Below are 16,553 nucleotides of genomic sequence, written 5' to 3' on the forward strand. Positions count from 1 at the left end.
ATCTCGCATGTTCAAAAAATTCCTAATATTGGTAGTAATCCTAGGACTTTTTTCCATAGCCCAAGTATCAGCCGCCAATATAGAGATCATATATAATGGGACTGGAGGAAATGTTACAGGAAATTATTATATTAGACAATACACACCCCAGCATACTATAACCCAAGAGGTTATCAAAGCAGCTAAAAACGGCACACCAATGGTGATATTCGGTAACGGTTCCGGCAAGAATGTTATGATCGTCGCAGGAGTTCATGGTAATGAATTACCTCCACAATTAGCAGCCCTTAAACTCATAGATTACCTTGCAGATAAGGAAATTAATGGCACAGTCTATATAGTACCATTCCTCATCCCATCATCAACAGCCACCTCCTCACGTTATTGGAACGGCCAGAACCCAAACAGTATAGCCAATAACAAGGGAACACCAACCAATATGATAGTGCAGATCGCCAAGGAACGTTTAATCCAAGCCTTAGGGGATTTCCATTCAACCCAACCCGACGGGACCCCAGGAACGGATGCAGTATTCTGTTCAAGAACTCCAACCTATGAAAGTTACAAGATAGCCTATTATATAAGTAAGAACAGCCCCACCAAACTGATAGTATATGAAAAGGCCGGGGTGGAATATCCAGGGGCCCTCGAGGATGTGTGCAACCTTGCAGGTATACCCAGTGTCACATGTGAGGTTCTTTCCCCACACGGAACAGTGGCAACGGGTAGCGTTGACAGATCATTTATACAAATGCTCCTATTCCTAAAATATAATAATATTATATCAGATACTGGCTTATCAGTTTCGCAGGTAGTTACAAGCGCGAATACCATAAAAGGCTACTATGAGTCCTATAAGAGACTACCCAGCAATGTCACCATTAACGGCAAGGATTATAATATGGGCCAGGCATTGTATCTGCTCTGTAAAGCTACAGTAAACATAAACAGTGGCAGCACTTCCATGATAACCGTGGGGAACGTTAACAGTGCCATAACATCATCTGGGAACTATAAAAGTGGGATAGTCTATAAATCTGAATATTTAAATGTTGCAGGGAAAATTCTAAATTTCATTGAAGCTTATAATCGCGCTCCAAATTATGCTAGCACAAGCCGTGGTAACATACCATTCCAGGGACTTGTTTACATGTACAGTAAGATCCTAAGCTTTTATGGTGCTAATGGTAGACTTCCAGGTTATGTGACAATCTAGAATTGGGATTCGATTTCATCCTCGCTCATGAGCCTTTCACAGAAATGACACCTTAAAATCACAGGTTCCCTGTTAATGACATAGAATCGTGTTTCCACAGGCTCCCTTCTATTAGTTATACAATTTGGATTAGGACATTTTAATATTCCATGCACTTCATCGAGGAGGTGTACTTTCCACTTTTCCACTATCTCATAATCCCTTATTATGTTTATGGTCGCCTTGGGTGCTATGAGGGCTATCTGATCCACTTCACTTGATTCCAGTTCCCTGTTTTCCACTTTAACGATATCCTTTGAACCATAACGTGAAGATTCCATGTTAATAGCTACTGTAACTCTACTTTTACCATCTGGAAGACCCAAAATCTTCAAGACGTGCAAGGCCTTATTTGAGGTTATATGGTCTATGACAGTCCCATTTTTTATTGGTTTAACTTTAAGTTCCCTGGGTTTCCTCAATCTAAACCCCCTATCCTATTATATATTCCATGAATTTAGCATATACTGGACGTGTTATGAAAACTCCTATGAGCACGCCTAGGACTGTTGTGAATGCGAAACCAGCTAACATTCCTATACCCGTAGCGCCCCTTGAAAAACCCACATAGGCTAATGGTAACATTGCAGCGATTAATGTACCGGCGGAGGCGAATATTATGAAGAAAGCTTCCCTGATCCTGAACATTCTCCTGCGCCTTTTCACCTTTTCCTCGCCGAGCACTTCATCTGTTATGATTATCTGGTCGTCCACTCCAGTGCCTATGGCTGCTAGGATACCTGCGATAGCAGCCAAGTCTATATTCCATCGTATGATGGCGGCAACACCTAATATTAGGATAAGTTCTGCCAGTGTCGTGAAGAATATTGGCAGCACCAGGACGGGCGTCCTGTAACGTGCGATTAGGATTATGATAATGGCGATAATAGCAATTAAACCCGCTATTATGGCCCCTTTGGTAAATTCACCTCCTAGTTCTGCGGATACGCTGCTCACACCAACAATTTTAACCTTAACAGGTAATGAACCCGATTTCAGGAGGGTTTCAACTTCCTTCGCCTTTAATTCTGCGGATTCTCTTGTACTCTCAGCGCCTGTTATTGCAACATCTGTCACGGGTTTACCAGCCGCCACATCAGGTGATATTTCAGGGGAGGTTATGAGACGATCATCCAAGTACATATCAACGGGTGCACCGGCTTTACCCTCCGCAGCCTCTGCAAAACGTTTAGCACCATCAGGTGATATGCGGAATGGAACCTCCCATTGATTTCCCCGTATTATAGGAGATTGTACACTTACAATATCAGCTCCTGTAAGCACAGTTTTATTGTCGATTTTTGCCTCGAATTTACCCGGGGAGCCCACTATCCTAGCCACTTCTTCGGGCTTTACCCCAGCAATTTCAATGATAACGTTCTGGTTTCCGCTGGCCCTTACCTTCACATCCTTCACGCCGAAAATGTTAAGCCTTTTATCAAGGACACTTGTTATGGTGTTCATGGTCGCCGGGTCCACGGGTTTTTCCAATTGTATTTGTATGATGGATCCTCCTTTTAGGTCGAGGCCCTGTGGGATTCCAAGGGTTGAAATGGCTGCTAAACTTATCATTACCAGTATTATGAGGATGATTGTCCTTGGTTCTCGTATGAATCGTGAGATTCCTTTTCTCATGATTTTGCCTCCAAGTACCATCTTAGTATACCAAGGTTCATGAGCCATGTTGTTAAGATGTCAGCTGATAATCCGATGATAAGGACTGCGGCTATATTACTTAAAACTTCGGCTTCTGGTATGATGAATACTGTTACGATGTAGAGTGCGCTCATGGATGCTATCGCCGATCCGGACATTGTAAGTCCAGTTTTAATAGCCCCTATCGCCCTCTCGGTTATTTTACCTTTTCTTTGTTTAAGGAGTCTTGTTGTGAGTAGTATGTCTGTGTCTACACTGTAGCCTATTAGCATTAGTATCGCGCCTATGGATGCGAGTGAGAGGGGGATCTTGAAGAGTGACATTCCACCGAGTGCGATTATAATATCGCTGGCTGCTGCCATTATAACTGCAAGTGATGGTATCAGGTTTCTGAAGGTTATGAGTACTGTTATTGACATGAAAAGGAAGGCGAATCCCACGGCCCAGTAGATTTGTTTCATGGCTTCTTTACCCAGTATTGGACCCACTGACCTGTAACTTTTTATCTTTGCCGTCCCCTCCAGGGCCCTTGTGAATTCATCAACCTGGATGTCGCTGCCCATTTGTACTGTTGCCTCATTTCCCTTCATTGAGACAACATTAACGTCTTTGATTTTTAGTTTTTCTTGGATAATGGTCTTGAGTTCTGTTTGGTCCATCCTTTTTTCTAATGTTAATTCTGCGATGGATCCTCCTTTCAGGTCGACGCTCTCTTCCAGTCCATGTGATAATAATATGCCAAGGGATGATATTGTTATGATTAATGGTATGATTATGAGTAGTTTGTAGGATTCTGGAAGTTTTATTTTCAACTTTATCCACCCTGTTATCCTATAGAGTATATCTTAAGGTCCTTTTCGGCTATAACCTTTAATGTGTCCTCTTTGATCTCGTTAAATTGTTTCCCACCCGTTTTTATCGTGAATGAGTTTATTATACGGCCTCCTCTCGCTTTTATCTTCTCAGCCATCCTATCTATTACATTGCTTCCCCCCTGGCGGCCCATTGTAGCGAATAGTATGACGTCTTTGCCTTTTAGTTTTAGGTTGTCTATTATTGTTATTATGGCTGGTGCTGGTTTACCGGCCCATGTGGGGGATCCCATATAAAGGAGGTCATATCCGGTCAGGTCGATAGTTTCAGGTTCTATCCTAGTCTTGTTCTCCCTTATAGCATCTATAATTGATCCTATATTACTCAAGAAACCGTATCGGTTCTTTAAATCCTTTATTTCAACTGTTTCGGCTGATAATTCATCTGCGAGGGTTTTAGCTACAGTTTCGGTATTTTTTGTTTTTGAATAGTAGATGATTAGTATCTTTTTCATAATAGCATCCTCCCCCATATGTATATACCCTGTCTGCTAGGGGTGTACTGCTGGAATGTCTAGGGATGTTTTTTCATCAAAGCCGAACATGATATTCATGTTCTGGATTGCCTGGCCAGAAGCTCCCTTTACCAGGTTATCGATTGCTGATATTATAACAGCTCTCCCATTATCATCAATTTCAAAGCAGCCTATATGGCACTCATTGGAGCCTCTGACAGCGCTTAAACGTGGCATTTCACCATCCTCTATTATTTTTATGAATGGTTCGCCCTCATAGAATCCACTGTATATGCTTTCAAGTTCCCTGGGGGTGAGATCCTCCTTTAGGAAAGTGTGTACTGTTGTTAGGATTCCCCGGATGACCGGTACAAGGTGTGGTGTGAAGCTCACACTTACCTGGTATTTTTTTGATAATTCCTGGCGTATCTCTGGTGTATGCCTATGATCTGTCACATTATATGGTATCACGTTGTCGCTACAATTTGGATAATGGGTCACGGTGGTGGGTTTTATCCCGGCACCACTTACACCAGTCTTTGAATCTATTATAAAAGTTTCGGCTAATCTCTCATATACCAATGGTATACAGGCTAGTATAGCCCCTGTTGGGAAGCATCCAGGATTCGCAACGAGATGGGCGTCCCTTATCTTGTCCCTGTAGATTTCTGGAAGCCCATAGACAGCATCCAAGGACCCTTCATGTTTTATCCCATACCATTTCTCATATGTTTTTATATTATCGAATCTGTAATCACCGCTCAGGTCAACGACCCTCATACCCTGTTCTAGGATCCTTGGAACGATCTTCATAGAAGCCCCATGTGGTGTTGCTGTGAATATAAGATCTGCATCAATATTATCAATGTCAACATCCGAAAATTCAAGTTCAAGGTCCTGGAGGTGTGGGTGCACCCTATTTATGGGCTTGCCAGCATATTTTCTAGATGTAGCGGCCACGATTTCCACATGGGGGTGTTTGCTCAGAAATCTTAAAAGCTCGCCACCAGTATATCCACTAGCTCCTATAATACCTACGTCGATCATTAAAACCACCAGAAGATTTTAACAGTTTTTGAATGTTTCATCATCGAATTTCATGCTTTTTATTTTTTTGATTATTTTGCAAGTGCTGTCAAGTTGGGCTTTTTTATACCTTTTCACCCTTTTAACTTCACACTTAAGACCCCTTTTTCTAAGTTCATTTTCAAGTTCTTTAATATTAAAGTCTTGGTCCGGGCCTATGGCTATGATATCAGGGTTTATTTTATGGACTATCTCAAACATGTCAGTCTCACTCCCAAGATAGGCCTCATCAACCGGTTTTAACATTCTAACAACCTCTAGTCTCTGTTTCTCACCTACTATGGGGATTCTTTTCTTCGCCCTTACAGTGGAGTCCCTTGCAAGGACTACAACTAACTTCGCATTCTTTCCACCAAGCTTTTTAGCCTCTTCTAGGAAGAAAACATGTCCTGGGTGTATGATATCAAAGGTGCCGGTGGCCATCACAGTCTTCATGATAATCTTCACCTATAGTGGGTCCTCATATTCTAGGGCTTCTTTGAAGTCTATTTTACCCTTGTATAGGGCTGATCCGATTACAACACCCCTTACACCTGTCCTCTTCAAAAGTTCAAGGTCTCTGGTGGATGTCACGCCACCAGAGTATATGATGGGTATTTTAACCGCTCTGATAATCTCCTTGAGGGGTTTGATATCCACGCCCTCTAGGAGTCCTTCCACGTTCACGTTTGTGAATAGTATGCTACCCGCGCCCATTTTTTCGAATAATCTAGCCAGTGAAGGTGCTTCCATTGTTGTTTTTTTGGTCCAACCTTTTATGAGAACCTTCGAGTCTTTACTGTCAACTGCTACCATTATCTGATCTGATCCATATTCCCTTGAAAGTTTTTTCACCATCTCCGGGTTTTCAACCGCCACAGTACCTAATATTATCCTTCTAACGCCAATATCGAGGAGTTTCCGGGCGTATTCTCGCGTTCTTATACCACCACCTACCTGTACCGGGATGGGAAGGGATTTAACAATCTCCTCTATAATATGGAAGTTGTTGCCTGTTCCAAGGGCCCCGTCAAGGTCGATTAGGTGTAGCGTCCTCGCCCCCATCTTTTCCCATTTCATGGCCGCGCCTATGGGATCATCTATGATAACCTGTTCCGTGCCTGGGACACCCTGTACTAGTTGGACGCATTTACCATCTTTTATGTCAACTGCAGGGATTATCAACATTTTATCTGGTGGGAACATGATAACCACTAGTATGGGAGGTCAGTTTCTATATGGATTATATCATCTATTGTTCTGGTATAATATAAAAATTCCGAGGATCATTATAAAAGCGGAGAAGATTTGAAGACCCCCAAAGGGTTCTCCGAGGATCAGGAATGCGAATATGGCCCCGAATAGGGAGGAAAGTGGGAATAGGGAGCCCACTTCAGTAGATCCTATTTGTCTCAGGGCGAAATAGATTAATATGAAGGCGAAGCCTATACTAAATATTGAAACGGAAAAAAGGAATGGTAACATTCTAAGTGGGAACCTCAAGCTCATGTTAAGGGACAATAAAATACACATTAATATTAAACCGCCAATAAAACTTTTTATAGCTGATATCCATATAAGGTCCCTCTTTCTACTGAGGAATTTACTTAATACAGTGTCTAGACTCCAGAAGAATGCTGCTCCAATAACAAGAAGATTACCCCGGATATTCTGGGTTAAGGTTATATGATGGAATTCTCCATTAGTTGCTATTGATAATGCCCCTATGATTAATAAGAGAACACCTAAAAGGTCCTTTAATTTCAAGGATTCCCCGAATATGATTAAACCCATCAATATTATGAAGAAAACTTCAATATTTAAAAGGAGCGCCGAGTTCACGGCGCTGGTTTCGCTAAGGCCTCTGAGGAAGAGTAACGGGGCTATAGCCGAACTTGAAACGGCTGTTACAACGAGGATGAGATAATCTGATGGTTTAATGAACACCTCACCATCCTTTCCATGATTAAGCACATCTAATATAAAATTCTTTAAAGGTGATTGTCTTATCAAAAATAAGAAAATCCCGGCTATAAGATAGGTTAAAGCTCCGATTAAAATAGGGCTCATTTCACCGACCATAATCTTATTAAGGGGTGCGGATAGGCCGAAGAATACTGTGGCGAGGATTACGCTCACATAACCCCATAAACGCTTCATTGAATCGTCCCCCAAAAAATTTTGAAGACTAACATCCCAATTATAATCTGTATGATTAGTCTATAAAATCAACTACTCTGGGGGTTGATACGAATATGAAGAAGATAGCATTGAAGATAGCATACCTAGGCACGCGTTTCCACGGATTCCAAAGGCAACCAGACCTTCCCACAGTTGAGGGAGAGCTTATAAATGCACTACAAGAGGCTGGTCTTATTGAGGATCCAAAAGATGCTAGATTCCAGGCCGCCGGCAGAACAGATAAAGGAGTGCATTCACTTGGTAATGTTGTAACATTCTTCACACCATACAAAGTCCATGTGAATCAAATAAATGATATCCTGCCACGTGACATTAAAGTATTGGCAAGCGCCTCCGTATACTATGGGTTCAAGGTAAGATACCCCATCAGGAGATACTATCGTTATATATTATTCGATGATGATCTCGACTTAAAACTTATGAGCTTAGCGGCTTCTAAGTTTGAGGGGACACACGATTTCACGAATTTTTCCAAGAGAATCGAAAGAAACCCTATAAGGAAGATAGAATCTGTTAAAATCCGAGAAGATGATGATTATTACCTTATCGACGTAGTCGGTGAAAGTTTCCTATGGCAGATGGTGAGAAAAATGGTGAAAGTCATCGCTGACGTTGGGAAAGGGGAAATCGGAATAGAAGAAGTTGATAATCTGCTCAATCCAAAAGACAGGACCTATATAAAGCCAATGCCACCAGAAAACCTTATACTAATGGGACTCGAATATGGGGTTAAAATCAAATTCAAAGAAGATGATTATGCGATATCCTCATTTAAATCAATACTAGAGGAAGAATTCCAAGAATATAAGAGAGCATCTATTGTCAGAAAAGTGATGAAGGATACCCTTATAACCTTCAAATAATATTATAAACAAAACAATCAATGTGAACTCATGATACTCCCCAACTCATCTAAAGGATAATTGGAGGATGATAAATTAAAAACAAATAGTGTTAAATCTCCCATTATAGTGGGCCTAGACCCGGGTTTAACTGTGGGTATTGCTATTTTAGACCTTAGAGGAAACCTTGTACATATTAACAGTATAAAGGAGGCCTCACACGCAGAGGTTATAATGGAGATCATGGATAAGGGTAAAGCCATTGTAATAGGCTCTGATGTCCACCCACCACCCAGGATGGTTAAAAAGATCGCAACAGCATTAAATTCTAGACTGTATACGCCAGAGAGGATATTCCCCGTGGCTTTAAAAAACGAACTTGTTAACACATTCTTAATAGAGAAAAGATTAGATATCTCATTAGATGCCCATGAAAGGGACGCCCTTGCAGCTGCGATCAAAACATATAGACACTATGAGAACAAACTAAGACAAGCGGAATCCCGTCTTACAAATTCAGATATTAGTCAAAGAGAAATCGACGAAATAAAAGGATTAGTGATCAAAGGCACACCAATAACCAACGCAATAAAGAAAATCAGAAAACCAAAGGGCGCCGAGAAAATAATAGAAAAACCCCACAGGGAAAAGCCAAAAGAGGTCCTGGAAGAATTCTCACAATTAAAAACTCGGGTTAAAGTGCAAAAGAGGAAAATCGAACACCAGAAACTTTTAATAAACAGACTAAAACGACAAAACAGGATATTAAAGAATAAACTGCGAAGACAAAAAAGAGAAAATCTCAAATTAAAAAAGAAAATTGAAAGATTACACTACGAATATTCAAAGGACATACTCTTAAACAGGGAATTATCATCAAAGATAAAGCTGATAAAAAAACTACAAGAAAAATATAACAAAGAAAAAAATTTAAGGGAAAATCTAGAGAAGAACATCAATTCACTACTAGAAATGAAAGAGTTCGAACATAAAGGAGAAAAACTCCCCGTAAAGATTGTGAAATCATTCACCAAAGAAGGCATAAAAGAAGCCTGCCAACAATGGAAGATAAAAAAAGATGATCTAATCCTCCTATACAATGCCAAAGGTGGAGGATCCCAAACTGCGAAAATACTCACCAAAATAGCCCCAAGAGCTATAATAACAAGGGAGAACATGTCACACCAAGCCCTCGGAATATTCGAGGATAAAGAAATCCCAGTAATCTCAGCAAAGGATATATCACTCGAAATCCGTGAAGATTTCGCGCTGGTCAAAGCCAAAGACCTTGAAAAGGAAATAGGAAAATGGAAGAAAAAGATAATGGAAAAGAGAATAAAAAAAGAAAAACAAAAACTCTGGAAGATAATAGACGAATACCGTGCTAAAAGACGGAGAACACATTGAGTGAACTGCCCATAGTCTTCGCAATGGGGGGACCTCCCGCCGAAAGAGTTAAAGTGGGATTACCATGAAGATCGCGATAGTTATCGGCACCCGCCCAGAAATAATTAAAATGGCGCCAGTGATCGATGAAATCAAAAAAAGGAACATAGAATTTTCCCTAATACACACGGGACAACACTATGACCATGAAATGTCACAACAATTCTTCCAAGACCTTGAACTCCCAAAACCAGACCATTACATAGGGGTTGGTTCAAAGAGCCATGCTAAGATGACAGCAGCTACGATGAAAGGCCTCGAAGACATCCTAAAAGAGGAAAAACCAGACATCGTCATGGTACAAGGGGATACAAACGCCGTACTAGCAGGCGCCCTAGTAGCATCAAAAATGCACATACCAGTAGGCCACGTAGAAGCCGGTCTAAGATCATTTGACAAGACAATGCCCGAAGAAATAAACAGGATAGTCGCAGACACTTGCACACACCTCTATTACACCCCAACAGAAAAAGCAGCCTTAAACCTACTATTCGAGGGCGCGGATCCTGAAAATATTATCATAACAGGAAACACCATAGTCGATGCTTGTCTTAGAAACCTTCAAATCGCCAAACACAAATCCAATATAAGATTTCCATCTGATAAAATCATCACCCTCACAATGCACAGAGCCGAAAACGTTGATAACAAGGCCAGACTCAAATCCATAACCCAAGCACTACTAGAATTAGACGAATTCATGATAATATTCCCAGTACATCCACGTACACGTAAAAATCTTGAAAAATTCCACCTTTACAAGCCCTTGGCTGAAGCAGAACATATAAAATTAATAAAACCCCTAGGGTACCTTGATTTCCTCCTACTATTATCAAAATCATATGTGGTCCTCACAGACTCTGGAGGTTTACAAGAAGAAGCCATAACACTTAACATACCATGCTTAACCCTAAGATACAATACAGAGCGTCCAGAGACTGTTGAAGCTGGTGGGAATATACTCGTAGGCGCTGACAAGAAAAGGATAATAGAAACCCTCAGATTAATCCAAGAAAATCCAAATTTTAGGATGAAAATGATAAATGCTCCCAATCCCTATGGTGATGGTAAAGCCTCCGAGAAAATAATCAACGCAACACTCGATTTCCACAATAAAGGAAAATTAACCATAAAACCACCCGAAAACATACTCCCAGATTTCCAAAGGGAACTACACTTCATAGAAGAGGACATCACAGTAGAATCATTGGAGAAAAGGGACAAATGCAAGGTTAGGATAGTCTATGATGGGACCAAGCCAAGATTTCCCCACCAGACAATGAATCTTAAAGGAAAACAGATAATATGCGACACATACAAAATCCTATAGGGAGACTATAACATGGAACTAATAGCCGTTTTTGGACTAGGCCATATAGGACTTCCAACAGCCGCACTTTTCGCCAAGGCAGGGTTCAAAGTTATTGGTGTTGACATAAACCCTGAAATTGTTAATCTAATCAACCAAGGCATTTCACCTATAATAGAACCTGGATTAGATGAACTTCTCCATGAAGTTGTTAAAAAAGGAAAACTAAAGGCAACAGACGATGGTGAATATGCCGCCAAGAAAGCAAATATAATGATAATTGTAGTTCCAACACCACTAGGCACTGATAAATCATCAGATCTTTCAGCGGTCATCTCAGCCACAAAGACAATATCAAAAGGTCTTAAAAGAGGGGACCTTGTAATAGTTGAAAGTACCGTTCCACCCACCACATGCGAAAAGATCGTCTTACCAATACTCGAAGAGAGCGGTTTAAAGGTTTCAGAAGACTTTGGACTTGTATACACTCCTGAAAGAGCGCTGCCAAATAACACATTATATGAGATGACAAACAATGCAAGGGTTATAGGAGGCATTGACAAGGAGAGTACAGAAAGAGCTGTCACACTCTATGATAAGATAACAAAGGGCGAAATAGTGAAAGTTAAGGATATAGTAACCGCAGAGATGGTTAAATTAATGGAAAACACCTACCGCGATACTAACATCGCACTAGCAAATGAACTAGCCATCATATGCGAATCACTCGGCATAGATGCCATAGATGCTATAGAAGCTGCGAATTACCATCCAAGGGTAAACCTACACACACCAGGCCCAGGAGTCGGAGGACACTGCCTTTCAATCGACCCATACTTTATAGTTGAAATGGCAGAAGCCAGGGGAGTCCCTGCAAGGTTGATCAGAACAGCACGCCAGATAAACGAGGAAATGCCCTACCATGTACTCCAACTTATAAAAGACACCCTAAATGACACCGGTTTAAGTATCGAAGGTTCTAATATAGGGATCCTAGGAGTAGCCTACAAGGGTAATGTAGCCGATACGAGGGAAACACCCTCAAAGCCGCTAATAGACGCACTACTAAAAGAAGGAGCCCATGTACTAGTACATGACCCCTATGTGAAAAACGAGATTATAAAGGCCATGGGGGCAGAACCCGTTACATTAAAAGAGGCCCTAAAATGTGACTGCACAGTTTTAATGACAGACCATGATGAATATCACAGGATAGAACCCAAAATGGTCCAGGGGAGGATTTTCATCTGCGCAAGACCCATACTACAACCTGAAAAATTCAAGAAAAAGGGTATAATATTCAAGGGAGTGGGTCGTCCTTGAACCTGCTAGTATTTGAGTATGCCACTGCCACGGGCATCCAGGATCCTAGTATCCTAATAGAGGGCAAGTCCATGCTCAAAGCCCTACTCCAGGACCTATGGGAGTTTAAACCATCATATCTCATCTCTGAAAAATTTCATCATTTAATTGATTATCCCAATCCCATCATACTCAAAGAAGACCTTTATTCCTGGATCAGAGAAAATGCAAGTGAATTTGATGCAACCCTCTTCATAGCACCAGAAGAAAATATGGAATTATATAAGTTAACGTGTCTATTGGAATCAGAGGGAGTCCAGGTTATGGGCTCAACATCTGAAGCCGTTCTCACATGCTCAGATAAACTTAGAACATATAATGCACTTCAGGGCAGAGTACCCCTCATAGAAACATATGAATTAGATAATGTCAACTTTGAAGGGAAAATGGTGGTTAAACCCGTTGATGGGGTTGCATGCCAGGGTATAAAGATTATAGAGTCAAGTGAAGACCTTGAAAAGATAATAACATCATCAGATTCTAGGATGATATTACAAAGATTTGTAGAGGGTGAAGCCGCAAGTGTCAGCATATTATCCAATGGAAAAGTGGCGCTCCCATTATCACTGAATAAACAGAATATAAAATACAATAATGGGATATTAGAATATAATGGGGGTATCACACCATTCGAACATGAAATGGCCGATGATGCATTGCTCGTAGCTAAAAGGGCTGTTGAATCCATAGATGGGCTTAGAGGGTATGTTGGTGTTGATCTAATACTATCTGATAAAATTTATGTAGTTGAATTAAATTCCAGGATAACCACACCATACATTGCCCTCAGAAAACTCATTGATATAAACCTTGGAGAGGCTATTATAGCAGCTGTTAACGGTAAAATACCCAAGGAATGGAATATAGGTGGGGTTGCTGAATTTAAAAAGGGAAAACATTCCATGAGAATATCAAATATAGGTTGATTCGTATGAAAGTCGTGGGAATTGATATAGGTGGCGCGAACACAGACATGGCCATAATAGAAGTAGAAAATGGGGAACTAAAGGATATAAGAGTCGATTCCAGATACCTCCCAATGTGGCTTAAGAAAGATGAACTCCAAAAGACGCTAAAGGAACTCCTAGGCGGGGAAATAGAGGATATAGATGGTGTTGGGGTTACAATGACAGCAGAACTTGCAGACGCGTACAAGGACAAAGAAGAAGGAGTGAAGGATATAATAGGAAAGGTTGAGGAGGTTTTTAACGTTCCAGTAGCATATGTTAGCCTATCAGGGATGCTAGATGCAGCTGCCGCCCTGAAAAACCCATTAGAGGTGGCTGCTGCTAATTGGATCGCCACATCCCAAATAGCCGCCGCCATAAGCAAAAATTGTATAATGGTAGATATCGGTAGCACAACCACAGATATAATCCCAATAAAAGATGGCAGGGAATGTGCGAAGGGAAGATCAGATCTAGAAAGATTATCAACAGGAGAACTCGTATACACCGGCGTACTAAGAAACAACCTTGCAACCATCGTGGATAGGGTCCCATTACATGGCAAATGGTATAGAGTCTCATCAGAGTTATTCGCCATCACCGCAGACATTCATCTCGTACTCGGTAACATAGACTACAAAGATTACACTTGTGACACGCCAGACGGAGCCGATAAGACCACAAGAGACTCCATGAGGCGGATAGCAAGATTACTCTGCGCTGACCTTAAACTTCTAAACCAACAGGACATAAGGGAGATAGCAACATACATTTACCATCAACAGACATTAAAGATAGCCGAGGCCATCAAAGAGGTTTCAGATAGAGAAAACCTAGATAGGATAGTTACAACAGGACTTGGCATGAACATCCTCGGAAGAAAGGCAGCCGAAATCCTAAAAATGGAATGTAGGAGCATGGACGAATTTTTAAATCCCCGCGCGTGTATAGTTGCACCTGCAATAGGATCAGCCATTATGATGGGAGATCATCTCACAGAACTTTAGTACCATACGTCTTTCAAACCGATTAGATAGGCTATAATATTAGCCGAAAGATGTAATACTACAGTTATTATTAGTATCATGACTATTATTTCCCACGTGAAATTAACAATAATAGATGCCAAGAGCATGGCGCCAATAGCAAAATCTAATTGATCCAAGATGGGCGCGGGCCGCCCCCTTTCTATATTAAGGCGTCTCTTCATGAAACTACCACATGCATCACCAACAACCGCCCCTAGCGCCAATAGGAAACCCAATAGGACACCATATGGTATGTTATCCACTAAGGTGCCCTGTATCATCCCAGTTAATGTTCCTAGGAGCGTTCCTATTATACTCCCCCGCCATGTAACCCCGTCACCTATCAAACGCCTTTTATCAATGAAATGATATCCAAGATCAAGGGGCGGGCCCCCTCCAAAAACAAGGGCACTTACATTTGCTATATAAGCTGGTAGCATAAAGTATATTACATAGACAATACCTAAGATATTGATAGCATCAATTTCCATTGTAGTCACCAACGTCCCTCTATTAGAAATGGGATTCTATAAATCAAGGGGATTGATGTATATAAACCTTAATGCCCCTATTAAAATTTTACTAGGATAAAAAGTTTCGGAAAAAAATCGTATTTAGGTGGGAGTGTGGTTATCAAAAAAACCAACAGCCTCTGTCCAGTATGTCTTAGGAAGATCAAGGCAGAGGTGCTGGAAGGAAGCGAAAAAGTTCTCATAAAAAAAGAATGCCCAGAGCATGGTATCTTTGAAAATGTTTACTGGAGTGATAAAAAAGCCTATGAGAGATTCTCAAACTACGATTACAAGGGCGAAGGTATCCTAAATCCCCAAACAGGAACAGATAAAGGATGTCCCCTTGATTGTGGAATCTGTCCACAACATGAGAGTCACACCATCCTTGGTCTTATTGATGTTACCAATCGTTGCAATTTAAATTGTCCCATCTGTTTTGCAAATGCTGCTGTTTCAAGATATCTCTATGAACCATCCTATGAGGAAATAAGGCAAATGTTACGCAACCTCAGGGATAACAGGCCAGTGCCAACCCCCGCAATCCAATATGCTGGGGGGGAACCCACAGTTAGAAAAGATATCGTTGACCTCGTCAAACTCGCCAAGGACGAGGGCTTCACCCACATCCAAATAGCTACAAATGGTGTTAAACTAGCCACAAAACCAGAACTTGCAAGGGAACTAAGAGAAGCGGGGTTAAACACAGTCTACCTACAATTTGATGGTGTTACAGAGGAACCATACCTCAAATCCAGGGGTAGGAACCTTTTACCCCTCAAATTAAAGGCTATAGAAAATTGTAGAAAGGCCGATTTAGGCATAGTACTTGTACCCACACTCGTAAAGGGCATCAACGACCACCAGGTAGGGGACATAATAAGATTCGCAGTAAAAAATATTGACATAATAAGGGGTGTTAACTTCCAACCAGTATCTTTCACTGGTAGAACACCCGCGGATAAAGTTGAAGAACAGAGAATAACAATACCAGATTTCCAAAGGCTAGTTGAAGAACAGACAAACGGTCAGATAAGAATAGAAGACTTTTACCCAGCATCTTCTGTCTGTCCCATATCAGATTTCATAGGCGCATTAGAAGGCGAACCACAAGTCACATTCACCTGCCATCCACATTGTGGGACTGCAACATATGTTTTTGTAGAGAACAGCCACATAATACCCATAACACGTTTCATCGACGTGGACAGATTCTTCGAGATACTTAAAAAGGACACCCACGACATTAAAGATGGTGGTATAACAGGAAAGGCGAAGGCCATCGCAAGATCTGCAATAGAGCTTCCCAAGCTCCTAGACTCTTCAAAGGCCCCCAAGTCGGTGGATATAAAGAATATACTAATCTCAATATTTAAGGAAAGATCCTATAAGGCCCTTGGAGAATTCCATAAAAGGACGCTGCTAATATCCTGCATGCATTTCATGGACCCATGGAACTTCGACATTGAAAGAGTTAAAAGGTGCGTAATCCACTATGCAATACCCGATGGGCGTATAATACCATTCTGTACCATGAATTCCATCTACAGGGAGTCTGTTGAAAGAAAATTTGCCAAACCATTTAAAGAAAAATCCGCCTAAAGT

The 16,553-nt window shown here is 41.1% G+C and carries 17 protein-coding genes; 8 read left to right on the forward strand and 9 right to left on the reverse strand.

Annotated features, from left to right (window positions below):
* Positions 1–7 precede the first annotated feature (7 nt).
* Positions 8–1,216 carry a pseudomurein-binding repeat-containing protein gene (locus tag MTTB_RS02735; RefSeq protein ID WP_248564987.1) on the forward strand — a complete coding sequence of 403 codons (1,209 nt, stop codon included), beginning with the start codon at positions 8–10 and terminating at the stop codon, positions 1,214–1,216.
* Here the strand turns inward: MTTB_RS02735 and pyrI are convergent.
* Genes pyrI through MTTB_RS02775 form a run of 8 tightly spaced genes read right to left on the reverse strand, consistent with a single transcriptional unit; the run spans position 1,213 to position 7,463 of the window.
* Positions 1,213–1,677, reverse strand: coding sequence for an aspartate carbamoyltransferase regulatory subunit (gene pyrI, locus MTTB_RS02740; protein WP_248564988.1), 465 nt, complete (start codon positions 1,675–1,677; stop codon positions 1,213–1,215). The two genes, MTTB_RS02735 and pyrI, sit on opposite strands and share 4 nt — an antisense overlap.
* A 10-nt stretch (positions 1,678–1,687) precedes the next feature.
* The gene (locus MTTB_RS02745; RefSeq protein WP_248564989.1) at positions 1,688–2,890 is read right to left on the reverse strand and encodes a SecDF P1 head subdomain-containing protein; all 1,203 of its coding nucleotides are present in this window, start codon (positions 2,888–2,890) and stop codon (positions 1,688–1,690) included.
* On the reverse strand, positions 2,887–3,729 hold the full coding sequence (locus MTTB_RS02750; RefSeq protein WP_428343375.1) for a protein translocase subunit SecF: 843 nt from the start codon (positions 3,727–3,729) through the stop codon (positions 2,887–2,889). The genes MTTB_RS02745 and MTTB_RS02750 overlap by 4 nt, the downstream gene beginning before the upstream one ends.
* Positions 3,730–3,737: 8 nt before the next feature.
* A complete protein-coding gene (locus MTTB_RS02755) occupies positions 3,738–4,238 on the reverse strand; it encodes a flavodoxin family protein (protein ID WP_248564991.1) in 501 nt (166 codons plus the stop codon).
* 36 nt (positions 4,239–4,274) lie between these two features.
* A complete protein-coding gene (argC, locus tag MTTB_RS02760; RefSeq protein WP_248564992.1) occupies positions 4,275–5,285 on the reverse strand; it encodes an N-acetyl-gamma-glutamyl-phosphate reductase in 1,011 nt (336 codons plus the stop codon).
* A gap of 18 nt (positions 5,286–5,303) precedes the next feature.
* Positions 5,304–5,759, reverse strand: coding sequence for an FAD synthase family protein (locus tag MTTB_RS02765; RefSeq protein WP_248564993.1), 456 nt, complete (start codon positions 5,757–5,759; stop codon positions 5,304–5,306).
* Positions 5,760–5,771: 12 nt separating this feature from the next.
* The gene (gene hisA, locus MTTB_RS02770) at positions 5,772–6,509 is read right to left on the reverse strand and encodes a 1-(5-phosphoribosyl)-5-[(5-phosphoribosylamino)methylideneamino]imidazole-4-carboxamide isomerase (RefSeq protein WP_248564994.1); all 738 of its coding nucleotides are present in this window, start codon (positions 6,507–6,509) and stop codon (positions 5,772–5,774) included.
* Positions 6,510–6,551: 42 nt separating this feature from the next.
* Complete coding sequence (locus MTTB_RS02775) at positions 6,552–7,463, reverse strand: DMT family transporter (protein WP_248564995.1); 912 nt, start codon at positions 7,461–7,463, stop codon at positions 6,552–6,554.
* Between the two features lie 95 nt (positions 7,464–7,558).
* Here MTTB_RS02775 and truA point away from each other — a divergent pair, with 95 nt between their 5' ends.
* From truA to MTTB_RS02805, 6 genes are all read left to right on the forward strand, one after another.
* Positions 7,559–8,368, forward strand: coding sequence for a tRNA pseudouridine(38-40) synthase TruA (truA, locus tag MTTB_RS02780; RefSeq protein WP_248564996.1), 810 nt, complete (start codon positions 7,559–7,561; stop codon positions 8,366–8,368).
* A 60-nt stretch (positions 8,369–8,428) separates the two neighbouring features.
* A complete protein-coding gene (locus MTTB_RS02785) occupies positions 8,429–9,754 on the forward strand; it encodes a DUF460 domain-containing protein (protein WP_282570378.1) in 1,326 nt (441 codons plus the stop codon).
* A 64-nt stretch (positions 9,755–9,818) separates the two neighbouring features.
* Positions 9,819–11,123: a non-hydrolyzing UDP-N-acetylglucosamine 2-epimerase gene (wecB, locus tag MTTB_RS02790; RefSeq protein ID WP_248564998.1), complete on the forward strand. Its 1,305-nt coding sequence runs from the start codon at positions 9,819–9,821 to the stop codon at positions 11,121–11,123.
* A gap of 12 nt (positions 11,124–11,135) precedes the next feature.
* Positions 11,136–12,425: a nucleotide sugar dehydrogenase gene (locus tag MTTB_RS02795; protein ID WP_248564999.1), complete on the forward strand. Its 1,290-nt coding sequence runs from the start codon at positions 11,136–11,138 to the stop codon at positions 12,423–12,425.
* Positions 12,422–13,390: an ATP-grasp domain-containing protein gene (locus MTTB_RS02800; RefSeq protein WP_248565000.1), complete on the forward strand. Its 969-nt coding sequence runs from the start codon at positions 12,422–12,424 to the stop codon at positions 13,388–13,390. Before MTTB_RS02795 ends, MTTB_RS02800 begins: the two co-directional genes overlap by 4 nt.
* 5 nt (positions 13,391–13,395) lie before the next feature.
* On the forward strand, positions 13,396–14,418 hold the full coding sequence (locus tag MTTB_RS02805) for a hydantoinase/oxoprolinase family protein (RefSeq protein WP_248565001.1): 1,023 nt from the start codon (positions 13,396–13,398) through the stop codon (positions 14,416–14,418).
* Here the strand turns inward: MTTB_RS02805 and MTTB_RS02810 are convergent.
* Positions 14,415–14,930 carry a CDP-2,3-bis-(O-geranylgeranyl)-sn-glycerol synthase gene (locus MTTB_RS02810; protein ID WP_248565002.1) on the reverse strand — a complete coding sequence of 172 codons (516 nt, stop codon included), beginning with the start codon at positions 14,928–14,930 and terminating at the stop codon, positions 14,415–14,417. The two genes, MTTB_RS02805 and MTTB_RS02810, sit on opposite strands and share 4 nt — an antisense overlap.
* Positions 14,931–15,065: 135 nt before the next feature.
* Between MTTB_RS02810 and tes the strand changes: the two genes are divergently transcribed.
* Positions 15,066–16,550 carry a tetraether lipid synthase Tes gene (gene tes, locus MTTB_RS02815; RefSeq protein WP_248565003.1) on the forward strand — a complete coding sequence of 495 codons (1,485 nt, stop codon included), beginning with the start codon at positions 15,066–15,068 and terminating at the stop codon, positions 16,548–16,550.
* Positions 16,551–16,553 lie beyond the last annotated feature (3 nt).

The sequence above is a fragment of the Methanothermobacter tenebrarum genome (assembly GCF_023167465.1).
GTDB classification, from domain to species: Archaea; Methanobacteriota; Methanobacteria; order Methanobacteriales; family DSM-23052; genus Methanothermobacter_A; species Methanothermobacter_A tenebrarum.